The organism is Pedococcus sp. P5_B7 (assembly GCF_054049895.1).
In genome coordinates this window covers 181,137-203,947 of sequence record NZ_JBFULM010000005.1, presented here as the reverse complement: position 1 = coordinate 203,947, position 22,811 = coordinate 181,137, and the positions used below count along the sequence as shown (strand labels likewise).

Here is a 22,811-nt window from a genome sequence, read left to right as displayed (position 1 = left end):
ATTGGGTGGCAGCGAGGCAGCAGGGGATAAGCACAAGGCACCGGGGGAAGCTGCTGGCCCGTGACCGTGTCGACCGGCTCCTCGATCCGGGCAGCCCGTTCCTCGAGCTCAGCCCGTTGGCTGCCTTCGGGATGTACGGCTCTGGCTCCGACTACGCGGTGCCCAGCGCCGGGGTCGTCGCGGGCATTGGCACGGTCAACGGACGCCTCGTCACGGTCGTCGCGAACGACGCGACCGTGAAGGGGGGACCCGATGACCGTGAAGAAGCGCCTCCGTGCGCAGGAGGTCGCTCGCGCCAACAGATTGCCATGCATCTACCTGGTCGACAGCGGCGGCACGTTCCCGCCACTTCAGGACCAGGTGTTCCCCGATCGCGAGCACTTCGGCCGGATCTTCTTCAACCAGGCCAACCTGTCGGCGCAGGGCATCCCGCAAGTGGCCGCGGTGATGGGTTCCTGCACAGCGGGGGGTGCCTATGTGCCCGCCATGAGCGACGAGACAGTCATCGTCAAGAACCAGGGCACGATCTTCCTTGGCGGCCCACCGCTGGTGAAGGCCGCCACCGGTGAGATCGTCTCGGCAGAAGACCTAGGGGCGGCGACGTGCACGCGCGTAAGTCCGGCGTGGTGGACCACCTCGCCGACGACGATGCCCACGCCCTCCACCTCGTCCGCTCCATCGTCGGCACATACGAGCGCCCGACCATCTGCGCCTGGAACGTCGCTGAGCCAGAGGAACCGACGGAGGACCCGGCTGAGTTGCTCGACATCGTGCCAACGAACTCCCGGATCCCGTACGACGTCCGTGAGGTGATCCGCCGGCTAGTCGACGGCAGCCGGTTTCAAGAGTTCAAGGCGCTCTACGGGGAGACCCTTGTCTGTGGCTTCAGCCGGATCTGGGGCCACCCCGGCGGCATCATCGCCAACAACGGGATCCTGTTCAGTGAGTCCGCGCGCAAGGGTGCCCACTTCATCGAGCTGTGCAACCAACGCGGGATTCCCTTGCTCTTCCTCCAGAACATCACCGGCTTCATGGTGGGCAGGGAGTACGAGAACGGCGGAATCGCCCGTGACGGCGCCAAGCTCGTCACTGCCGTGGCCTGTTCCGTGGTGCCCAAGTTCACCGTCGTGATCGGTGGCTCCTTCGGCGCCGGCAACTACGGGATGTGCGGCCGGGCGTACGACCCGCGATTCATGTGGATTTGGCCGAACGCCCGGATTAGTGTCATGGGTGGAGAGCAGGCCGCTTCCGTCCTTGCGACCGTCAGGCGCGATAGCGTCGAGTCTCGCGGGGGGACGTGGTCGGCGGAGGACGAGCAGGCGTTCACGGCCCCCATCCGCGAGCAGTACGAGCGCCAGGGTACGCCCTACTACGCAACTGCTCTCCGCGCCGGGCCAAACCGTACGGGGATGGCCACCCAACCCTCAAGAGCGGGACCGTGACGTTCAACCGGGCGCATCGACCGTCGTGAGCTCCCTGCAACCATTTGGCGGCCCTAACCCCGCCAAGTCGGCCGCAGGTGCGATGTCGATGGCGCGCGGAGCCGGGGCTACCGCCTCTTGTGGCGGGACGCCGAGGAGAGGTAGATCCACGCATCGTGGTCACCGGAGATCGCGATGTCATCTCACAGCAGGCGACAGACCAGCGCGACAGGTACAGGTCCCAGACCCTCGGCGACTCAGCCAAGGGAGACGGCTTCTACACTGAACTCGGCAGGGATGGTCGCGGGGTAGTCAGGCCCAAAGGACGCCCGCACGATCCGCTAGCGTCCTAAGGCCCTTTGGCCAACTAGATCAGCGACACAACGTCCGATCTGACTTAAGGGCGAAAGGGTTTGCTGCACGAACAGGTGACAGTTTCGGTTAGGCCGCCTGGGCGGCGGTTGGGGTCATGATCAACTCGTATTCGACCGGGGTCAACCTCCCGAGAGCAGCCTGCCTGCGGCGGCGGTGGTAGGTCCTCTCGATCCACCTGACGATTGCGATCCGTAACTCCTGCCGCGTCGCCCAGGAGCGCCGGTCGATGACGTTCTTCTGCAACAGTGAGAAGAAGCTCTCCATGGCGGCGTTGTCGCCGGCGGCGCCGACACGGCCCATCGAGCCACCATGTCGTGACGGTTGATTGCGTGAACGAACTTGCGGCTGCGAAATTGCGACCGCGGTCGGTGTGCAGGACACAGCCGGCCACATCACCGCGACGGGCGACGGCGTGGTTCAGCGCGGCCACCGCGAGCCGGGACTTCATCCGTGAGTCGATGGAGTAGCCGACGATCCGGTTGGAGTAGACGTCCTTGATCGCGCAGACATACAGCTTGCCTTCCCCGGTCCGATGCTCGGTGATGTCCGCGAGCCAGAGCTGGTTCTGGGCATCGGCGGTGAAGTCCCGTTCGACCAGGTCGTCGTGGACCGGCGGGCCGGGCTTCTTATCGATGCGTGCACGCTTCTTCCCAAACACCGACCACCACCCCAGGTCCGAGCAGATCCTCCAGGCGGTGCGTTCGGCCATCGGCTCACCCGCTTCGCGGGCCTCGTCGACCAAGAACCGGTACCCGAACTCAGGATCGTCGCGGTGGGCGTCGAACAGGGCGTTGGCGCGGTACGCCGCGGTCAGCTCGGCCTCGGTCACCGGATCGGCCAGCCAGCGGTAGTAAGGCTGGCGGGCGATGTTGAGCACCCGGCACGTCACCGTGACGGGGATCCCTTCGACGGCCAGCTCGCGGACGAGCGTGTACATCATTTTCCCGGCAGGTGAGCCTGCGACAGGTAGGCAGCAGTCCGACGCAGAACCCCGTTCTCTTGCTCGAGCAGCTTGATCCGCTTGTTCGCCTCACGCATCGCATCGGACTCGCTGCCGGGCCGGGTCGAGCCCGTCAGACTCGACGACTTCCGCTCGTCCATCACCAGCCACCGCTTCAGGCACGACGGCGAGACGCCGAAGTCCCTGGCGACCTGGGCGATGGAGGCATCGGACTCCCGGTACACCCGGATCACGTCCTCGCGGAAATCCTTGGGAAACGCCTTCGGCATGGTGCACATCCTTCCAGCGCCGACACATATCGACGCAGATCAGGTGTCACCTATCCCTGGAGCAGACCCAAACCCGTATCCGGCCGTGTCCGCAGCCTGAAATCCGAACGTCCCAGCAAGGCTGAGCCCCCCGGAGTACGATTCGCAATAGACTCCACCGGTGTCGGCCCCTGCGGCAAGAAGTCCCGGTACTGGCGTACCGGCCGCGGAAAGTACGCGTGCCTGGTCGTCAATCTTGAGCCCGCCAAAGGTGAACGTGATTGCTGGCTGAACCACCATCGCCCAGAACGGCGCAGCGACGATCGGATGGCGGTGTAACCGCCGGCCTGGAGACATCCCGTCGGCATCGGTCTCAACTTCGTGATTGAAGAGCTCGATAGCTTCCGCCACTCCTGCATATCCATGCTTGGTCATGAGGCGGTTCAGTTCGGCCAAAGTGGGCGCAGACTCTACGATGCCGCCTTCGCGCCGGGCCTCGTCGATGCGATCAAGTTGCTCCAGTCCGGCCGTCCTCCGAAAGCCGGTGATGTGATGATCATCCTGCCGGACTCGGTCATCACCCACCAGGAGCGCGCGTTGATTTGGCTGCGCGAGCAACGCTCGCGCGCTGACGTAATATCCGTGTGACTCGTCAACGAAGCGGCTCCCGTGCGAGTCCAACAGGACCGACCGCGGCGACAAGTAGAACTGCGCGTGTCGGATGTAGTCGATCGGCCCCATTTCCCGACCAAGGTCCGGCATGGTGTGTCCGTAGAATCGATCGAAGCAACCCGCAATGCCCGCACCGGCCGCAATACCGAGACGCAGCCCATCTCCGGCGCTTTGCGTGTTGGAGCGCACAACAATTGATTCTGCGCCCGCCCCCAAATGCCGTCGCCTTAGGTCCCGGTCATTCTGAAAGCCCCCCGTCGCGATCACAGTCCATGGCGCCAATACCGCTCCCCCGCCGTCGCGGTCCGCGAACGCTGCGCCTACGACGGTCCCACTATCCAGGACGAGGCGATCCGTTGTGACAGACGTAAGGATGTGCCCTCCCGCGCGCACTATGGCGCTGCTGGCGCGCGCAACAAAACCACGAACGTCGACAGTCCTCGCAAAGGTTGGGAAGCCCACGATCTCACGAGCGTCAGTCATTTCGCTTAGTTCAACCCCGAGCGACTCAATCCACTCCACCCACGGTAAGTAGTTAGCGAAAAGGCGTCTGATCAGCGAGGGCTCCCCCGAGGGGTTCAGCTTTACGAAGTCCTCCGGATCGCGTGGGCAGACGAGGCCGCCGCCGGACAGCATTGCCGATCCACCCACCTCCGCCGCCTTTTCCAGCAGCACGACTCGAGCTCCCGCCGAAGCCGCGTATGCTGCCGCGGTTAGGCCTGCCATGCCGCCGCCAAGGACTACGAGATCAGCCTTGAGCGCTTCTTTGGGAGTATCGCTTCCGATCTGCGGTCCCATCTCCGCCGCGGTCACAACTCACCAAGTGTTGCGCCGGCGCCGGGTTTTGAACCGTAAGCGATCCAGCGATCCAGCAACCCGTCGCGAGTAAACCGCCCGGCACCTTGATAAGTGTATTCCACTGGGCCATCCTCGCCGTCGCGCGCGACGCCGACGATGAACAGTCGATTCTCGCGTGTTACAACACGCTGAATCTCATGATGCCAAGAACGTTCACCGCGATCGCGGGCCACCATCTCGATGATGGCCTCTCGGCCAATCGCGTCAGCGCGCTCATTAGTGGTCTCTGGGTCGTATGGAGGATGGGAATAGACTGCGTCCTCCGACAGGACGGTGCGCAGCGCATCGAAGTCCGTCCTCTCGAGCGCATCCACGTATCTGCGAATGGTGTCCGTCATTACCTCCCTGTCCACCGAGAAAGAGGTGCGAGTGTTTCCTGCTGAAAGCAGGTCTCCGATCGGGGGTGCCCAGTAGGCGACGAGGCGAGAGATGAGGCCGAACTCGTCAATGTGCACCTCAGCCGCGAACATGCGCGCCCACTCTCCCTCTACGAAGAGGTCGCCCTCCACGATCGCGATGTCGTCCTCGGGAATGAAGGTGTGGACGCGGGGCTCCCAGTCCCTCTTGCCACGAACCTCTCTTAGCAACCTTTCAATTTCGTGTCGCCCACGTGCCTCGTCTTGACGATCCTCCCCGTCGAAAGCGGGGTGCGAGTAGAGGGCGTCCTCGGTGAAGAGCCTTGCCGCTCCCTCGAAGTCCCCCTGCTCAAGCAACTTGGCGTGCTCATCCACCACGTCGCGCAAGTGCTCTGAAGGCATCCTTTGTATCCTCACTATTAGTGTCGATGAACGGCAGCTGCGTCCGACTGTCGATGTTTACACGGCCGCACCGAGGTAACTCGCTTTCAGCAACTGCGGGTCTCGCACCAGCTCCTCAGCGGGGCAAGAGAGCACTACGTTTCCATGTACCAGTACGTGAGCAGTGTCAGAAAACGCCAGCGCGTGCTTCACGTACTGCTCGACTAGCAACACTCCAAGAGCGCCCTTGTCAACCATCGCCCGCAATAGGACCAATAGACGATCGACTAGGACGGGCGCAAGGCCGAACGACAACTCGTCAACAAGGAGGATCCTTGGTCCAGTCACCAGAGAACGCACCACAGCTAGCATCTGCTGCTCACCCCCCGAAAGGAGTCCAACGCGCCGTTCTTGGATGGCGTGCAGCTCCGGAAAGATCTCATATGGATCTATGGACCAGTTGTCAACGAGTCGCAAGTTCTCCGCCACCGTCAAGGAGGGCGCCAAGGCACGACCCTCGGGGACGTAGCCCACCCCACTCTTCGCGATCTGGCTCGACTTGAGCTTCGAAATATCGCGGCCGTCAAACGTAACAGTCCCCCGCATCGGATGAAGGAGCCCGTAAACCGTTCGCAGGGTAGTGGTCTTGCCTGCGCCATTGGGTCCGAGCAACGTGACGATCTGGCCAGGCTCGACGCTAAGTGACAGATCACGCACCACTGCCGTGCCGCTGTAGCCCGTCACCAAGCCTTTGATCTCAAGCATCCTCAACCTCCGAGGTCACGCCGAGATAGGCTTCGGCCACACGTGGATCGTTCTGGATCGAGGCAGGGTCGCCATGAGCGATCACCTCGCCGAACTGGATTACCAGCACCATGTCGGAGACGCCCATCACAAGCTCCATGTCGTGCTCAACCAGGAGAATTCCGATGCCCGAACGGGCCAGCTCCCTTAAATGTCCGCGCATGGCTTCCGACTCGCTATTGTCGAGGCCAGACGCTGGCTCGTCGAGAAGCATCGCGATAGGACGGGATGCCTGCGCTCGCGCGAGCCCGGTCAATCGCCGGACTCCTTGGGGCAGGCCGTCGATTGCGACGTCGCGATACTCACTGAGCCCGAATGTGTTAATGGCGTCTTCGACCGACCTCGCGTCGCCTCGCCCCGATGCCTGCGCCGCCACCCACAGGTTTTCACGAACCGTCAGATTGGCGAAGAGTTCGACCTGTTGGAACGTTCGTCCCATCCCGGCGCGTGCGCGCCGATGGACCGAGACGCCTGTCACGTCAGCCCGGTCGAGGAAGACTGAGCCGGTCGAGGACGCATAGCCCGACATGCCGTCAATGGCGCTCGTCTTGCCTGCTCCGTTCGGCCCAATGAGGGCAAGGATCTGACCCGAGTCGATCGAGAATGAGAGGTCTCGGACTGCGTGCACTCCGCCGTACCTGACGTTGAGGGCGCTTACCTCGAGAACGCTCATCAGACCCTCTCTCCGTTAGCGGAAATGTCGTCCGTGTTGTCGCCCGCAGCGGCTCGCGCGCGCTGTTCGGCCTGATGATGACGGATCTGCCCTGGGAGTCCTGCTAGCCCGCTTGGGTGAAGGACGACCATCACGATCATGCCGACACCGCCGAGAATCGAAATGACATCATTGTGGATTCCGATCAACTCGGACACTAGGCCATAGGGGATCAACAAGCCTGCCAGCACGGCTCCGGAGATGGTGCCGATTCCGGCCACGTAGGCGAAGGCAAGCAACGTCACCGAAGCCAAGGTGGTGAAGCTGGCAGGACCGATCTGTCCGTACTGATATGCCATCATCGCCCCGCCACACCCAGCGATAAACGCCGAAAGTGAAAACCCGGCAAGCTTCGTCGTCATGAGTGACACGCCCGATGCAGTCGCGCCACGCTCGTTGCCGCGAATTGCGAGAAGCCTCATCCCAAAGCCGCTGCGTCGCACGAGGACCAGGCCGAGCGCTAACAGAGTGGTTATGACCAGCATGGCGATCGCGAACCGGCGTCCTTCGGTGAGGGGATCGAGACTCAGCCCGAAGATCGACGGCTCGGCGATCGAGCGGCCAAGGTCACCACCTGTTAATTCCACATCGTTGAACAGCAAGCGCTCGACCGCCACAGCCAACGCGAGGGTAACAACGGCGAGGTCAATTCCTCTCACTCGTAGCGCTGGGAGTCCGAACAGAATACCGCACGGCACCGCCACCAGCCCTCCGATAAGAATCGGAATCGGGAAGGGCACGCCCCACGAGGTTGACACCGCCGCGGCGGTGAAGGCGCCGGCCCCTGCGAAAGTTAACTGGGCAAGCGAGACTTGGCCCACGTAGCCAACTATCGCCACCAGCGACAAAGCGAGAACGGTATAGATTAGTGACGTCGATGTCGCCTGAATGTACCTAACAGGGATGAATAGGATCCACGCCAGGGCAATAATCAGTGTGATGCTCAAGGAACGCCTTAGATTACGCGGGTTAGGAGCATTGGGGAGAGCGCGCGTCACGATGAGGTCGCGCAAAGGAAGCCCACGCCCACGGACCACGTAGATGACGATGATCACCATCAGTGGCAGAGCGTCAGTCCAGCCCTGGAGGCCCGTAAGACTCCGGAGCCCGGGGCTGTGCAGTGTGACGATGGGCTGGGCAAGGCCAATGAGCATTGCCGCAACGAATGTGATCTGAAACGACTTGAAGCCGCCAAGCAGAGCCGCTGCGATCGCCGTGACAAGCAGGATGGTGAAGAACGTAGGGGTGATCGGCGTGAACGTTGCGATCAGCATGCCTCCAAGCCCCGCTAGCCCGGAGCCAAGCATCCAGTTGACGACTGCGACGCGTGCAGCCGAGTGACCCGTGACAGCCAATGCCAGCTCGTTATCAGCGAGGGCACGCGTGCGGAGCCCGAACTGCGTGTACCGAAAGAGCGACGCGAGGAGCAGCGAACATCCCAAAGCGATCGCCGCCAACCAGAGACGGTCCACTCCGATCGTGAAGTGAGGCGAGCCGACGGGCAATCGCACCACTCCTTGCGGGAGGAACGGGATATTCGACGGTGGATCGCCGAACACCGGCTCGACCAATGCATTGCCGGCAACCATCAGTCCGAGGGTCGCAACAACTCCGGCCAACGGTGGCGAAGTGCGTAGCTTCGACATGACGATGAGGTAGAACCCTGCACCGATTCCGACGGATAACGCCAGACCAGCGAGGAACGCTACGTATCTGGAGACTCCGTGGTCCTCCTGAAGCCACAAGAACAAGTAGGCCGACAAAGTGGCGATCGCGCTGTGCCCGAAGTTGAGCACTCCTGATCCTTTATGAATAGCGACCATACCAAGGGCCAGGATGGCAATAACGGCACCAGTCCCGATACCGGCGATAGCCAATTGTATGTTGAGGTGCATGGTGTTTGGGCYGTCCGATCGAGATGGGCTGTGCAGGGTGAGGTCAACGTCGAGTGTTGCGCCGCGCCTTCGACGCACAGCGACGCCCATCAGTGGCGTGCGTCAGCTGGGCACGTCACAGAAAGGGTAGGTGCCGGCGACAGCGCGAGTCAATGGCAAAACGACTACAGTTCCAAACCTGTGAAACTACTCGTGCCCCGTCGTACCGCCGCGATCCGGACCGGGACAAGGTTCTACGTTCACGCGTGCGGGCGAGTTGTTGGTGGGTCGACTGTGCAACCCCTGCATGGCGTCACCTCGCGACGGCCGACTGTGTAGGCCGCGTCCGGCACCCAACCGATCGAATCACGCATTGGGTCCGCTTCAGAACCCTGACGCCCGGCGCGGCCTTCGCAGGTCTCCATGGATCGACCTGCTTCTACTTCAGAGAACCAACGTCAGCGGTCGAGCAGAGGCAACACTTCAGAGGCGAACCTGGCGGCATTCTCCTCGTTCAGGTCACGGCCGGGACTCTTTGTCATCAGAACGATACGAGTGAGGGCAGGGTCCAGCTGGATGATTTCCTGAAGGCGCTCGGCGCACTGTGAGGGCGTACCGATCACTCCGAACCTATCGAGGAAGGCGTCGTCAACCGACTGCGCGGCGGCGCCATCGCGGTACGGTCCCGTGCGCAATTCTGACGAACTGTACGCTTCGCTCAACGCGGCCATGGTGCGGGCTGCGACAGCGGCCTCGGTCGGGTGGACTCCGTCGAGAGGCTTTCCGTGCATCGCACCGAACCGCGAGTGAGTGACTACGATTCCTCGCACTGTTTCACGGGTTGCCGCCAAGTCGCTCGCTGAGCGGTTCGACACTCCGATCGGAATGTAACAACCGAAAGTGAGCGGGATGGGCGAACGTTCAGATTCGCGCCGACTGGCACGAGCCACTGCCATCAGGCTCGCGAGGCGGCTCGGGTTCGCCCCGACCGAGAAGGTAATACTATCGACATACCGAGCCGCCATCGCGACAGTCCGCGGCCCCGTCGCCGTCACATCGAGCAGGCTCTCTTGGGCGGTTATCGAGGGGTCGAATTCAAAGAGCGAGGCCAACGTGGACACTCGGTTCTCGCAGTCCACCTCGTGACCACAGAGATAATTGCTCGTCGCCGACAACCACGACTCGAACTCGGCGACCCTATACGGCCGCCTTCCCAACATCCGCATCGCGCCATCGCCGGTCGCCACGCTGAACAACGTGCGACCAGGCGCGCATGCCGCAACGCTAAGCATTGAGTTCGCCGCTATTTGCGGGGGCCGCGTCGGCGCCAGCACTCCCGTGCCGAGCTTAAGTCGCGAGGTCGAGGATGCCGCAAGCGCTAATGCTACAAATGGGTCCGGCGCGATCGTCTGACCGTCCGCCACGACAAACCCATCCCAGCCAGATCGCTCCAGCTCCTCGGAGATTGCCGGAAGTGATCTTAACGGTGCTGGACACCCGCCGCCGCGCCAGAATTCAACCGGGGGCGGGTCCGCTTCGTGTAGCGGCAAGTCGCTGCGTTTAGACAAACGTCCTCCCTTCCGCAGCGTGGGCCGCCACAACTCCCTGCGTGAGGGAGCGTGGGGGCCCACGCTGTTATCAGTACGCTGTTATCAGTACGCCGCGACAGGGCCCGCGACGATACTCCCCTTACCGTCGGTAATGAAGATCTTGTTTAGCGTGACGGTCGCGTCTTGGGCGGGTGCGCCCTTTACCGTGACGTCGCCGGAGAAACCCGGCACCTTAAAGACGCCGTTTTGCGCGCTCTCGATGAGACTCTTGCGGGTGAAGTCTTTCCCTGCGTTCTTGATCACTTCTTCGAAGAGACGTGCAGCCAACCAACCAGAGGCAGTTCGCGCCTGGCCAGCGACACTGACCTTGCCGGCCAACTTCAAGTCAGCCACATATTCGTCGTGGCCCGCCTGTCCCGCCTCTCGAATGCGTGAATCCGCGAAAGCCAGCACTTTGACGTTGCCCAGCTGCTTCTGAACGTTTGGGTCTGAGAGGCTGATTGGGGACGTTGTCACAGTCACCTTGTCCTCCAATCCATTGCTCTTGATCGCGCTGATCACGCCGATGAGTCCAGGCACCGTCAGAGTGGTCGCAAGTACTTCAGCACCGTCCCCCACTGCTTGAAGGACCGCCGACGAGTAGTCAGTCGCGGTGAGCGGGACGGCAACGTCTCCAAGATATGTGCCGCCGGCAGCCTCGACCGCGCCCTTGACGCCCTTCGCCGCATCCTCAGTGATGCCGATATCCGCACGAATGACGGCTACCTTCTTGAGGCCGGTGCCGACCACGTATTTGGTTAGACCAACGTTCTGACCAAGGACACCGGAGCCCGAAATGAGGACGTCCTTCATCCGCTGGTCCGAGTAGCTGTTGCCATTGAGAATTTGAAGAAGATCAGCCTTGGACGCCGTGGGATTGACTGAGGTGGCCATCAAGGAGCTGATACCTCCGACAAGGGCCACAACCTTCGGATCAGAAGCGTACTTCTGCGCGCAGGCGATCGTCTTCTGAGGATCCTCCTTGCCATCGCACGATACCCATTCGACGGGTCGCCCGAAGATCCCTCCGCGATCATTCACGCCCGCGACCCAGGCTTCCACGCCGTCGAATGAGGTCGTGACGTCGGATCCACCGATCACCCTGTTGCCGATCGTAGCGATCACAATCGGATCACCCGACGGCTTGCGCCCTTGAAGGGGCTCGCCTGACTTTGAGGCGTCGCTACAGGCAGACGCCAATAGCGCCGTCGCAAGAACGACGGCTGCAGTTCGGAAAACAGGTCTCATAAGCTCGACTCTCTCGAAGTTCGTGCGCATCGGCGATGCAGAAACTTGGATCACAGAACTGCCTACACCGCAGGGGGGTCGTGTGGTCCACGTCAGACGGAGTGTAGGGTTGCGGCCTTCTCAAGGTCAAGAGTCGTCAGTCTGTCGAACTAGCCCTCGGGCGTACGGCTGGACTCAGCCTAGGTTCAGCACGAGTGCCGGAACATCGTGGAGTAGGGGGCGAATAAGTCGGTCGTCGAGGCCGGTGTCAGCGAGAGCACCCACGGCCGCCTGGAGCAGTAGTGTGGGCTCAGGTGCATCGGACATACCCCCATCTGAACTCAGGATGACGCGGCCGGGGTGGCGAATCACGACGCCGACCGTGACGTCGTGAAGAAGTGGATCAACTCCGGCTACGTATGAGGCGTCCATGGAGTAGGCCGTGAACTCAACGAAGGTGTTGGGAATGTCGAGGAAGGCCTCGATACTGGCCAACGACTGCTGTCGGAAAGTCGGCTGGCGCTCGTACAACGTCGGGTTGGTCATCACGCATGCCCGTACTCCGATGCGGCTAGCTTCTCGCGCGACACTCAGTCGTTCAAGAGGGGACCCGTAGCCGACATTCAGCGCAGCCCCGTGATCGCGGACCAAAGCGAGGACCTCCCGGGCCTCGCTCGTCAGTTTTCCATCTTCGTCGGCGTACGTCAGTCGCGCATTTCCAAAGTTGACGCCTTCGTTCGCGGTTTTCGCCAGTCTCCATCGAGTCAACGAATAATGGGCTGAGCTGAGCGTGGGGAACACGACCATTCTGGCGCCATATCTCAAAGCAACCTCAACGCCCCGAGGATTTATCCCACCCACAGACTCGTTGAGCACAATCGCGCCGTACAACCGAAATCTTGTGATCGCGGAAGAGATTTCAGCGCGCTCGACTGTCGAGGAGAAGTGGTGGCGATGAAGAGCAGCCGCGAAACCAGCTTTGGCATACTGACGAGCGAGGCCAACGTCGTCGCACGATCTCACGAACAGGTCCGGGTTGGCATGACAATACATATCGATCGCGCCATCGAGGATTGTGCCGCCTCGATCATGCTTCCTCCAAGACGATCGGGCCACAGGCCCTAACCGATAATGGCTCCAATGCGGCATGATAATCCTATCCCTCAGAGAGTGGTCAAAGCGCTCGTCCGGTTGCCTGCCCGGTCCACCAATCCAGAACGGACCTGGAGGTAACTAGTTAGCGTGACGACGAGCGAAGGTGAGCTTTGCCCTCCTAGGAGGCGTTGGGCTTGGTGGTGCTGAGGCCGTCCGCGCAGGCTTGGGTAAACCATGTGGAGTATTTCCGCACTAGTCGGGTCTTAACGCATGGTCGGCATTGCAAATCGACAATATCCAGATTTATCGATTCACCCGACTGTCACGAGTTGGCGCAAGGCTCGCACCACGCATGGTCCCCGCAAGTCCACCATCCACTACGAGTTCGGTCGCCGATATGAATCCGCTCGCCCCGCTGGATAAGAACAGCACAGCTTCAGCCGCTTCCCTCGCCAAACCCTTACGTCGAAGCGGGACCCGGCCGAGCGTCATTGACTCTCCGCCTTCTACATCGCGCACGTCTGCGGATATCCGCCCCAGGTGGACGGAGTTGCTCCGGATGCCGTCCGGCCCATAGGCGGCTGCAAGGCACTTCGCAAGTATCCGCAGCCCACCGCCCACAACTGAATCGATTTCCGAATCACCTACTTGCGGAGACATCGCCGATACCGACGATACGAACACGATAGAACCGCCGCCGCTGGCCCGCATGATCGGAATGACCAATCTGGCAACCAAGAAGGCGGCCTCCAAGTCATCTGCGAGCGCCGAGTTCCATTCGTCGAGCTCGAGGCACTCGATCGGAACGCCTCTGTGTCCTAGTGCATGATGTACCAGGACGTCTACATTGCCCGTCGCTCGGCTCGCGATCTTCATCACCTCAAGCCAATGAGACTCGTCACCGGCCACGACTGCCGTTTGCACTTGTCCGCATTGGTCCGCGTCAATCTTCGCGAGAACTTGTACAAGAGCCTCGTCAGACGGATCTACAAGCGTCAGACTGGCCCCTTCTCGGGCAAAGATCATAGCCTCGGCTGCACCGAGCAAACTGCCCGCACGAGTAATCAGAACCGACTTGCCTTCAAATCTGTTGCTGTTTCCCACGTTTCCGTCAACTCCAGACCCGATTGCGAATCCGTTCTAGAGCACTCTAGCGATCCCGAGCGCGTATGTATACGGTGACGACTATGAAACTATCCGAAGGTTTGGTCGCCCTCGTGACTGGCGCAGCGGGCGGGCTGGGCGCAGCAGCATCGCGGATGCTGGCGAACGACGGCGCATCCATCGTGTTAGCTGACGTCGATGGTGTAGTTGGCGAGAAGACCGCCGATTGTCTTCGTGCCGATGGGTTCAACGCCATCGCTCACCAGCTTGACGTTACGTCGGAGTCGGCATGGGCCCGTTGTGTTGACACAACGATCCGCGAATTCGGCCGCGTCGATATCCTGGTCAACAACGCTGGCGTAGGCGGCTCACGCAGCTCCGATGGTCAGTACCCATCAATCGACCAACTCGATGTCGAACAGTGGCGATCGATCATCGACGTGAATCTCACGGGCACTTTTCTTGGCATGAAGACTGTGGTCCCCCACTTCCGAAATTCGGGCAGCGGCTGCATCGTTAATGTTTCCTCTATTGGCGGCATCAAAGGGACAGCAGTATTCGCGTACGCGACGAGCAAGGGAGCAGTTCGCTCGCTTACGAAGTCGGCCGCCGTGAACCTCGCCTCTGCCGGCATTCGCGCCAACTCTCTCCACCCCGGAGTCGTGCGTACCGCGATGACGGCCGTCCTGCTTGGCTCCGAAGCGGAAGAGCAGACTATCCGCGTTGGGTATCCACTGGGACGTATCGCCGAACCGCAGGAGATTGCGCAGGGAGTCCTCTATCTCGCCTCGTCGCGGTCCTCGTTCTTGACTGGAACCGAACTTGTCATCGACGGAGGGATAACCGCGACATGAGCAATCGCCGCCGAATAGCTGCCGTGAGACGCGCCTGGCCCGCGCCGGCGAAGTGCTGGGATGTGCAAACTTAGCTACCAGATCCCGAGCTTCACCTACCAGGGAGGCACGCCCTCCGATGTGTTCTCAAGAGTTCGCGATCAGGCCCTCGCATCCGAGGCTGCCGGATTCGAAAGCGTCCAAGTTGTGGACCACTTCGAACCCGGCGTCGAGGGGCACTCGATGGGGGCGTTGCGGAGTATGCCTTGGCTTGCTGCGCTTGCGATGCGTCGTTCCTACCGGTCCCGCGGCTCGCTCGTGGCAGCGCTGCACCGGCATGAGGTCGTCGCTCGGAGCCCCCATCGCGAACCTGACAATGTCATGCGTCTGGCGGGCCAGAAGAGACGTCGAGGAGTCGATGACCGAACCGACCAAACTGCCCGATCGCGAAGCGAGAGGAAGCGAGTCGTTTCGCCGGTCACCCCAAGTTTTCGTCATGGCGCGACGCTAAAGCGCCGAACCGGATAAGAAAAGCGCCGATTAGTTGACATCACATGTCAGCACGGCTTACATGTTAGTGGTTTTAGAATGCTGACGCCCACGTGGGCACTGAGTGCGCGCAGCGCCCCCTGCGAGCGTTCTCACCTCATGACACCCGCTCCATACCTTAGCTGCACGCACACGGTGCCTGAAGCTCGGGACGAAGAGGGGACACTCCCACCTGGAGGGCCACCACGCACTCCACGCAAGGCGAGCGACCCCGCATTCGGCGGCGAGAGCTTGAGATCGTGTGACAGCAGCACTGACAGCAACGCGCACAGACACCACCAGCTGGAACTGCACTTGAGGTGCCCAAAGGCGGCACCATGCAGCGCTCCTACAGACCGGCGCGCACGGCTGCCGACATCTGAAAATCGGAAGGTCGGCGGTTCGACCCCGCCCCTGGCCACCCTCCAGAAGCCGCAGGTCAGCAGCACGCTGAACTGCGGCTTCGCCGTTCCCGGAGCGTGTGACGCCGGCAACGCCGGGTCGGGTTCGTTCGCGCGATGAGGGCCGGTGCCGACGATCCGAGTGTTCGAGTGGGTTTCCACAGCCCGATGCACCAAACTCGCTGTGTGCAGGATCCACAGCTCGGCCACCTCGGCGCCCGTACCGGCGACCGCCGAGACCTCCGCGACGCCAGCAGCCACGGCGACCTCAGCCGCTGGCTCGTCGACGCGTCGCCGGACGGCCTCTGGGTGTTCGACAACGAGGGCCACACGGTGCTGGCCAACCCGCGCATGGCGCAGATGCTCGGTCGCGCCCCCGAGGAGATGCCGGGGCTGTCGGTCTTCGAGACCCTCGACGAGGAGGGCCAGGCACAGTTCGAGCACCACCTGAAGGACCTGGAGACCAGCCGCGAGAGTGGCAGCAACCTCGAGTGCAGCCTGCTGCGCAAGGACGGCGAGCGCTTCTGGGCCCTCGTCAGCCACACGCCCATCAACGACGACGACGGCCACCACGTCGGGTGGCTGCACCGGGTCACGGAGTACAGCCACCAGCGGCGCCTCATCGACACCCTCCAGCGCCGCGAGACCCAGCTCGCCGAGGCCCAGCGGATCGCCAAGATCGGTAGCTGGGAATGGGACGTCGTGAACGACGTCGTGACCTGGTCCGACGAGCTCTACCGGATCTACGGCGTCATCCCGGACGAGGGTTTCGTCCCCAACTACCAAGGTTTTCTCGACCGGATGCACCCCGACGACCGCGACGTCGCCGCCCAGGCCGTGCAACACGCCTTGGAGGGCAACCGCGAGTTCGAGTTCGACGCCCGGATCTTCAAGGGAGACGGCTCGATCGCGTGGATCCGTGGCCGGGGCCAGGTCGGCACCGACGACACCGGCGCGATCGTCCGCATGGGCGGCACGTCGCAGGATGTCACGGACACCAAGGACGCCGAGCAGGCCCTGGCCCTGCTGACCGCGATGGCCACGGCCGCCAACGAGGCCACCACGCTCGCCGAGGTCATCCCCCAGATCATGGACCTCGTGACGACCCACACCGGGTGGCAGTCGGTGGCCGCCTGGGTGGTGGACTCCGACGACAACCTGGTCCCGGTGCCCGCGGACACCCGCCCCGTGCCGGACGAGGACCTGGTGGAGGCCCAACGGCTCGCCCACGAGGCGGTCAGCAGCCGATCGCCGCACGCCTCGCTCACGACCGAGGGCACCAGCCTGGTCGCGGCACCCGTGGTCGCCGAAGGACGGGCCGCCTGCGTCATCGTCATGGACACCCGGGCCAACACTCCCCCGACCGAGACCGACGGCCTCACCGTCGCCCGGGCGACCTCGATCTTCGCGCGGGTCGCGGAGCGCGAGCTCGCGGCCGAGAAGCTCCGTCAGGCACGCGACAACGCGGAGAGCGCGTCGCTCGCCAAGTCCGAGTTCCTCGCGACGATGAGCCACGAGATCCGCACGCCCCTCAACGGCGTGATCGGCCTGTCCGAGCTCCTGGGGCGCACCGAGCTGACCGCCCACCAGCGCCGGCTCGCCGACGGGATCGACGGCGCCGGTCGCGCCCTGCTCGCGCTCGTCAACGACATCCTCGACCTGTCCAAGATCGAGGCTGGGCGACTCGAGCTCGAGGCGGTCGACTTCGACCCCCGCGCCATCGTCGAGCAGAGCACCACGCTGATGGCCGAGCGCGCCCGCGCCAAGGACCTCGAGCTCGCCGTGACCTGCCTGCCCGACGTGCCACGCGCTGTCTGTGGAGACCCTGTGCGCTTCGGCCAGGTCATCTCCAACCTCACCTCCAACGCCGTGAAGTTCACCTCCAGCGGTGAGGTCGTCGTGCGGGCCAGCGTGGAGTCCACCCACGACGACGGCAGCACGGTCATCCGGGTGGAGGTCAGCGACACCGGCAGCGGCATGAGCCCCGAGGTCAAGGACCGGCTGTTCACCGCCTTCTCCCAGGGCGACAACTCCACGACCCGCGAGTACGGCGGCACCGGCCTGGGACTGGCCATCAGCCGCCAGATCGTCGAGCAGATGGACGGCGAGATCGGGGTCAACAGCGAGACCGGCTACGGCAGCACCTTCTGGTTCACCGCCCGCTTCGAGCCGGCCCACGAGCGAGAGGACGAGCGGCCGCCGCTGCCCGACGTGGCAGGACTGCGGGTCCTGGTCGTCGACGACAACGAGACCAACCGCTTCATCCTCGAGGAGCAGCTGGCGGGGTGGTCCATCGAGGCCGCCATCGCCTCCTCCGGCGTCGAGGGCCTCGGCCTGCTCGACGACGCCCACCGTCGCAACGTGCCGTTCGACATCGTGCTGCTCGACTACGTCATGCCCGGCGTCAACGGCGAGCAGTTCGCCCGGATGGTGCGCGGAGACGGCCGCTTCGCCGACACCCGCATCATCCTGCTCACCTCGGCGATGGACCTCGACCCGGAGGTGCTGTCGTCCGCGGGGATCACCGTGTCGCTGACCAAGCCCGTCCTCCCCTCCAGCCTCCTCGACACCCTGGCCAACGTGGCCGGCGACCGCGCCGAGACCCTGGCCTCCGAGGGCGAGGACGCTGCCGGGCGTTCCGCCGGCCGCCCGCCCGCGGGCTCGCGGGGCCACGTCCTCGTCGTCGAGGACAACGAGGTCAACCAGCTGGTCGCCGTCGGCATCCTCGAGAGCCTCGGGTATGCCGTGACCGTCGCCGAGAACGGCCTGGCCGGCTACTACGCGTTCCAGTCCGGCGACGGCAGCTTCGACGCCGTGCTGATGGACTGCCAGATGCCGCAGATGGACGGCTACGACGCGACCCGGATGATCCGGTCCTTCGAGGACGGCCACTACCGCACCCCCATCATCGCCATGACGGCCGCGGCGATCGCCGGCGAGCGCGAGCGGTGTCTCGAGTCGGGCATGGACGACTTCCTCACCAAGCCGGTGGACGTGACCCTGCTGCGCGAGGCGCTCGACCGCTGGGTGCCCGCCTCGGGCGAGACCGTGGTCGACGACGAGGCGCCCGACAGTCGTCGGCTCGCATCGCTGGCCGACACGACGGTGCTCGACGCCTCCAGGCTGGAGGAGCTCCTCGACCTCGACCCCGGCGACCCCTCGATGCTGCTGCGCTTCATCGACCGGTTCGGGCCCAACGCGCGGGCCACCCTGGCCGGGATGCGCGAGGCCCGCGAGGCGGGCTCCGCCCACGACCTCGGCCGGACCGCGCACGCCCTCAAGGGCAGCGCGGCGAACCTCGGCGCGACCCAGCTCGCGGCCCTCTGCAAGGAGGTCGAGGACCTCGGTGAGGACGGTGTCGTGGTCGAGCAGCCGACCCTCGTGGCTGTCGAACGCGCCCTCGACGCCGCGGTGAAGGCGCTCGAGTCCTTCGCCGTGGTCCTGCGCCGCGAGTCCTGACCTAGCCGGCACGAGACCCGTGACAGGACGAAGCCGCCGGTCACAGGGGGAGTGACCGGCGGCTTCGTTGAAAGGGACTTACTCGTGCTGCCAGGTTCCCGTCTGGCTCATGGGCGGGTCTGGGTCCTGCATCGACGGATCACCTTGGGGGTTGGCGACCCGACGCTCAAGCCGACTGGGCGGTGTCCGCATTCACCTGCTGGCCGGCGCTCGTGAGGTACTGGCCAGTGCGGGCACCGAGCGCCAGACGGCGTCGCACCTCGCGCATGAGCTCGTCATTGGTGGCCAGCATCAGGGCCTCGTTGTGGTCGATGCCACCCAGGACGGAGAGGCCGGAGCCCTCGGCGGCGCGCAGGGCGATCTCGCGGACGGAGACGCACAGGGCGCGGGACAGGGCCAGCATGTCATCGGGCTGCGGCCACTCCGGGAGGACCGGGGAGTCGAGGATTCCCTCGAGCGTCCACTCGTCCAGGCCGGTGCGCGTGGCGAGCGTCGCGCGGCTCCATCCGAGGACGCGGAGCTGCTCCTGGAGGAAAGTGCCGAGGCTGTTGATCACGATGGCTCCAATGGGGGTGGTGAGGGCTTACCCCTGATAGAAGCGCGAAATCGACTCTCGAAACCATTTTTTTGCCATCCCTTGACCATTGTCTCGTCCGTTCGGCGGACAGCGCCTCCCCCTAACGTGTCAAGCCCAGCTCGCGCTCTACGACGTCGGTATGAGCCCCGGGTTCTGTGGCGGGTGTGCCTGCAGTGGTGGGAGTGGCCGAAAACCGGGGCGCAGGGGCTGGTTGGACCAGATTCGGGGAGCCGGGGACGGCGGCATATGCGCCCCTCGCGGACAGGTGCGGGTCGGTGCGGGCCTCCTGCACCGTGAGCACCGGCGCCACACACGCGTCGAGGTCGGCGAAGACGGTCACCCACTCGGCGAGCGGCTTCGCCGCGATCCGGTCGGCGAACAGCGAGGCCACCCGGGGCCACTGCTCGGCGTCGAGCTGGGAAGCACCGACCTCCGCAGGGTCCAGCCCGAGTCCACCCACGAAGCGCTCGTAGAAGACCGGCTCGATCGCCCCCACGGCGAGCCAGCGGCCGTCGGCGGTGCGGTAGCAGCGGTAGAACGGCGCACCACCGTCGAACAGGTTGGCGCCGCGCGCCGCCGGCCACAGCCCCGACCCCAGCATCGACTGGTGCATCGCGGTCATCGCGGCCAGTCCGTCGACGATGGCCGCATCGACGACCTGGCCCTGGCCCGACTCGCGGGCGTGCCACAGAGCGGAGACGACGCCCAGCGCCAGCAGCATCCCGCCGCCACCGAAGTCGCCGAGCAGGTTGAGCGGGGGGACGGGCCGCCCGTCGGCGCCCGCGAAGGCGTCGAGCACCCCGGCGACCGCGAGGTAGGTGAGGTCGTGCCCGGCCAACGCGGCATACGGGCCGTCCTGGCCCCACCCGGTCATCCGGCCGTAGACGAGCCGGGGGTTGCGCTCGAGCGCGACGGAGGGTCCGAAGCCGAGTCGTTCGGCCACCCCGGGGCGGAACCCCTCGACGAGGATGTCCGCGCGGTCGACGAGCGCGAGCACGACGGCCCGGCCGTCGGGCGACTTGAGGTCGGCCACCACCGACTGCCGGCCCCTGAGCAGCACGGCATGGGTGGGACGCAGATCCTCCTCGGGTCGGTCGACGCGCACGACATCGGCGCCCAGGTCGGACAGCATCATCGCCGCGAACGGCCCCGGACCGATGCCGCCGACCTCGACGACTCGCACCCCTGCGAGAGGGCCTGGACGGCGCGTCGAGTCAGCCCTCGAATCCATGGGACCGACCGTACCGTCGCTCACTCGACGTGAGCTCCTGAGACGAGACTGCGCGTCGGGCCCTGCTCCCGACGCGCCCCCTCGGTCAGAGGACGTCTGAGAGCAGTGCGCGAACCTCGACTTCGCGGTAGCGGCGGTGGCCGCCGAGCGTGCGGATGGAGTTGAGCTTCCCTGCCTTCGCCCAACGCGTCACCGTCTTGGGATCGACCCGGAACAGGGACGCCACCTCCGCGGGGGTGAGCAACTTCTCGACCTCGGTGGTGCGAGTAACCATGACATAACTCCTAGTGCAGGGGACGTCCTCCAATAATCGGACAAGAAGGACGCTTTGGGAACATTCCAACCGGGTCATCCGATATGGCCCGTTGGGACTAGTCACAGGACCACCCTGTGACCGGGCAGGGGGCGGAACCGGAGGGGCGGGGTCGGTCTCGAGGGGGCATACGCTTGACCCGGCGCGCGATCCGCGCCGACCTCCCCGTCCCTGCGCCCTACCGAGCTCAAGGAGTCACCACCGTGACCGCGTCCTCGTCGCCCTTCCCCAGCCTGACCACTGCCCCGCCCGCCCTCTCCCCCACGGACACGTCCGCGCACGAGCAGGTCGTCTTCTGCCACGACCGGCAGACCGGGCTACGGGCCATCATCGGGATCTACTCCACGGCCCTCGGGCCGGCTCTGGGCGGCACGCGGTTCTACCCCTACGAGAGCGACGACGCGGCCCTGGCCGACGTGCTGCGCCTCTCCAAGGGCATGGCCTACAAGAACGCCGTGGCCGGCCTCGACCTCGGCGGCGGCAAGGCCGTCATCATCGGCGACCCTGCCACGGACAAGACCCCCGACCTCCTGCGCGCCTACGGCCGCTTCGTCGAGTCCCTCGGCGGCCGCTACGTCACCGCCTGTGACGTGGGCACCTACGTGGCCGACATGGATGTCGTCAGCGAGACCACCCGCTTCGCCACCGGCCGCTCCGAGGCCAATGGCGGGGCCGGCGACTCCTCGGTCCTGACCGCCTTCGGCGTCTTCCAGGGCCAGCGGGCCGCCGCGCAGCACCTGTGGGGCCAGCCCACCCTCAAGGGACGCACCGTGGGCATCGCCGGGGTGGGCAAGGTCGGGCGCATCCTGGCCGGCCACCTGCTCGAGGACGGCGCCTCCGTCGTGGTGACCGACGTCAACGAGCAGGCCCTCGCCGCGCTCAAGGACACCCACCCCGAGATCGAGGTGGTCGCCGACACGGCCACGCTGGTCACCTCCGACATCGACGTCTACGCGCCCTGCGCGCTCGGCGGCGCCCTCGACGACACGACCGTCGAGGCGCTGCGCGCCACCGTGGTCTGCGGCGGAGCCAACAACCAGCTCGTCACCGAGGGCGAGGGCGGCACCGCCGACCGCCTCCGCGAGCGCGGCATCACCTACGCCCCCGACTTCCTCGTCAACGCCGGGGGCGTCATCCAGGTCAGCGACGAGCTGCACGGCTTCGACTTCGAGCGTGCCAAGAAGGGCGCCACGGCGATCTTCGACCACACCCTCGAGGTGCTCCGGACGGCCGACGAGCGTGGGATCACGCCCGCCGCGGCCGCCGACCACATCGCCGAGGAGCGGATGGCCGCCAAGCAGGCGGCCGGCATCTGGTTGCCGGCGCGCTGAGGCCAGGTGGCTGACCTGCCGTTCCGGCCGGTCAGCCCTCGCCGAACGGGTGTTTTCGGCGAGGTGAGACGAGGGTCTCGCCACAGAACTTGCGCCGCTCATGTAGCGTTGACCCCACGACATATACACGATTCCCGGGACCGCTCCGCGGAGCCGAGGCACCGACTGAGGTGACTCGACTAGGCGATGCCGTCCCGGCAGACGCATGAGGGGGTCACGCCATGGGGCGCGGCCGGGCTAAAGCCAAGCAGACCAAGGTTGCACGGGAGCTGAAGTACTTCTCTCCCAACACCGACCTGACGGCACTTGAGCGAGAACTGCACGGGTCCTCCTACGCGGAGCCGGAACCTGTTTCCGACAGCTCCGTGGGCGAGGACGAGTACGACGAGTACGGAAAGTGGGCCTCGGGTCAGCAATGACCTGACGGCCTGACTGACCACCACCTCATGCGCGGGCCCTCG

General features: G+C 64.5%; 16 protein-coding genes and 2 pseudogenes. 5 read left to right on the top strand and 13 right to left on the bottom strand.

Translation table 11 applies throughout. The features are described 5' to 3' along the window. The first annotated feature begins 5 nt into the window (after positions 1–5). Positions 6–1,442: pseudogene (locus tag ACXJKD_RS13255) on the top strand (carboxyl transferase domain-containing protein). 420 nt (positions 1,443–1,862) lie between these two features. Here the strand turns inward: ACXJKD_RS13255 and ACXJKD_RS13250 are convergent. From ACXJKD_RS13250 to ACXJKD_RS13205, 10 genes and pseudogenes are all read right to left on the bottom strand, one after another. Next, positions 1,863–3,026, bottom strand: a pseudogene (locus ACXJKD_RS13250) (IS3 family transposase). Between the two features lie 39 nt (positions 3,027–3,065). After that, positions 3,066–4,475, bottom strand: a complete 1,410-nt coding sequence (locus ACXJKD_RS13245; protein ID WP_457255080.1) for an FAD-dependent oxidoreductase — start codon at positions 4,473–4,475, stop codon at positions 3,066–3,068. Between the two features lie 11 nt (positions 4,476–4,486). Continuing rightward, entirely contained in the window at positions 4,487–5,293 is an 807-nt protein-coding gene (locus ACXJKD_RS13240) for a nuclear transport factor 2 family protein (RefSeq protein ID WP_457255079.1), read from the bottom strand. 57 nt (positions 5,294–5,350) lie between these two features. Next, complete coding sequence (locus ACXJKD_RS13235) at positions 5,351–6,037, bottom strand: ABC transporter ATP-binding protein (RefSeq protein ID WP_457255078.1); 687 nt, start codon at positions 6,035–6,037, stop codon at positions 5,351–5,353. Further along, entirely contained in the window at positions 6,030–6,749 is a 720-nt protein-coding gene (locus ACXJKD_RS13230; RefSeq protein WP_457255077.1) for an ABC transporter ATP-binding protein, read from the bottom strand. Before ACXJKD_RS13230 ends, ACXJKD_RS13235 begins: the two co-directional genes overlap by 8 nt. Further along, on the bottom strand, positions 6,749–8,683 hold the full coding sequence (locus ACXJKD_RS13225; protein ID WP_457255076.1) for an ABC transporter permease: 1,935 nt from the start codon (positions 8,681–8,683) through the stop codon (positions 6,749–6,751). Before ACXJKD_RS13225 ends, ACXJKD_RS13230 begins: the two co-directional genes overlap by 1 nt. Before the next feature lie 437 nt (positions 8,684–9,120). After that, complete coding sequence (locus ACXJKD_RS13220; RefSeq protein ID WP_457255075.1) at positions 9,121–10,293, bottom strand: LLM class flavin-dependent oxidoreductase; 1,173 nt, start codon at positions 10,291–10,293, stop codon at positions 9,121–9,123. Positions 10,294–10,314: 21 nt separating this feature from the next. Beyond that, entirely contained in the window at positions 10,315–11,376 is a 1,062-nt protein-coding gene (locus tag ACXJKD_RS13215; protein WP_457255074.1) for an ABC transporter substrate-binding protein, read from the bottom strand. Positions 11,377–11,673: 297 nt separating this feature from the next. Further along, the gene (locus ACXJKD_RS13210; RefSeq protein ID WP_457255192.1) at positions 11,674–12,531 is read right to left on the bottom strand and encodes a DUF6282 family protein; all 858 of its coding nucleotides are present in this window, start codon (positions 12,529–12,531) and stop codon (positions 11,674–11,676) included. Positions 12,532–12,876: 345 nt separating this feature from the next. Then, positions 12,877–13,677 (bottom strand): SDR family NAD(P)-dependent oxidoreductase, encoded by an 801-nt coding sequence (locus ACXJKD_RS13205; RefSeq protein ID WP_457255073.1) that lies wholly within the window; start codon positions 13,675–13,677, stop codon positions 12,877–12,879. Positions 13,678–13,760: 83 nt separating this feature from the next. Between ACXJKD_RS13205 and ACXJKD_RS13200 the strand changes: the two genes are divergently transcribed. Further along, positions 13,761–14,531 (top strand): SDR family NAD(P)-dependent oxidoreductase, encoded by a 771-nt coding sequence (locus ACXJKD_RS13200; RefSeq protein ID WP_457255072.1) that lies wholly within the window; start codon positions 13,761–13,763, stop codon positions 14,529–14,531. Positions 14,532–15,625: 1,094 nt separating this feature from the next. Next, positions 15,626–18,898: a response regulator gene (locus tag ACXJKD_RS13195; protein WP_457255071.1), complete on the top strand. Its 3,273-nt coding sequence runs from the start codon at positions 15,626–15,628 to the stop codon at positions 18,896–18,898. Between the two features lie 166 nt (positions 18,899–19,064). Here the strand turns inward: ACXJKD_RS13195 and ACXJKD_RS13190 are convergent, their stop codons facing one another. From ACXJKD_RS13190 to ACXJKD_RS13180, 3 genes are all read right to left on the bottom strand, one after another. After that, positions 19,065–19,454, bottom strand: coding sequence for a hypothetical protein (locus tag ACXJKD_RS13190; RefSeq protein ID WP_457255070.1), 390 nt, complete (start codon positions 19,452–19,454; stop codon positions 19,065–19,067). A gap of 121 nt (positions 19,455–19,575) precedes the next feature. Next, positions 19,576–20,706 (bottom strand): CaiB/BaiF CoA transferase family protein, encoded by a 1,131-nt coding sequence (locus tag ACXJKD_RS13185; RefSeq protein ID WP_457255069.1) that lies wholly within the window; start codon positions 20,704–20,706, stop codon positions 19,576–19,578. Positions 20,707–20,791: 85 nt separating this feature from the next. After that, positions 20,792–20,980, bottom strand: a complete 189-nt coding sequence (locus ACXJKD_RS13180; protein WP_056922026.1) for a BldC family transcriptional regulator — start codon at positions 20,978–20,980, stop codon at positions 20,792–20,794. A gap of 173 nt (positions 20,981–21,153) precedes the next feature. On the opposite strand from ACXJKD_RS13180, the gene ACXJKD_RS13175 reads away from it, so the two are divergent. Both ACXJKD_RS13175 and ACXJKD_RS13170 read left to right on the top strand, forming a co-directional pair. Continuing rightward, positions 21,154–22,350 carry a Glu/Leu/Phe/Val dehydrogenase dimerization domain-containing protein gene (locus tag ACXJKD_RS13175; protein ID WP_457255068.1) on the top strand — a complete coding sequence of 399 codons (1,197 nt, stop codon included), beginning with the start codon at positions 21,154–21,156 and terminating at the stop codon, positions 22,348–22,350. Positions 22,351–22,571: 221 nt separating this feature from the next. After that, a complete protein-coding gene (locus ACXJKD_RS13170; RefSeq protein ID WP_140739237.1) occupies positions 22,572–22,769 on the top strand; it encodes a DUF3073 domain-containing protein in 198 nt (65 codons plus the stop codon). Positions 22,770–22,811 lie beyond the last annotated feature (42 nt).

Coding starts and splice junctions, on each gene's coding strand:
- ACXJKD_RS13170 (WP_140739237.1), top strand. CDS start 22,572: ATGGGGCGCGGCCGGGCTAAAGCCAAGCAGACCAAGGTTGCACGGGAG.
- ACXJKD_RS13225 (WP_457255076.1), bottom strand. CDS start 8,683: ATGCACCTCAACATACAATTGGCTATCGCCGGTATCGGGACTGGTGCC.
- ACXJKD_RS13180 (WP_056922026.1), bottom strand. CDS start 20,980: ATGGTTACTCGCACCACCGAGGTCGAGAAGTTGCTCACCCCCGCGGAG.
- ACXJKD_RS13235 (WP_457255078.1), bottom strand. CDS start 6,037: ATGCTTGAGATCAAAGGCTTGGTGACGGGCTACAGCGGCACGGCAGTG.
- ACXJKD_RS13200 (WP_457255072.1), top strand. CDS start 13,761: ATGAAACTATCCGAAGGTTTGGTCGCCCTCGTGACTGGCGCAGCGGGC.
- ACXJKD_RS13240 (WP_457255079.1), bottom strand. CDS start 5,293: ATGCCTTCAGAGCACTTGCGCGACGTGGTGGATGAGCACGCCAAGTTG.
- ACXJKD_RS13230 (WP_457255077.1), bottom strand. CDS start 6,749: ATGAGCGTTCTCGAGGTAAGCGCCCTCAACGTCAGGTACGGCGGAGTG.
- ACXJKD_RS13185 (WP_457255069.1), bottom strand. CDS start 20,706: ATGGATTCGAGGGCTGACTCGACGCGCCGTCCAGGCCCTCTCGCAGGG.
- ACXJKD_RS13210 (WP_457255192.1), bottom strand. CDS start 12,531: ATGTATTGTCATGCCAACCCGGACCTGTTCGTGAGATCGTGCGACGAC.
- ACXJKD_RS13245 (WP_457255080.1), bottom strand. CDS start 4,475: ATGGGACCGCAGATCGGAAGCGATACTCCCAAAGAAGCGCTCAAGGCT.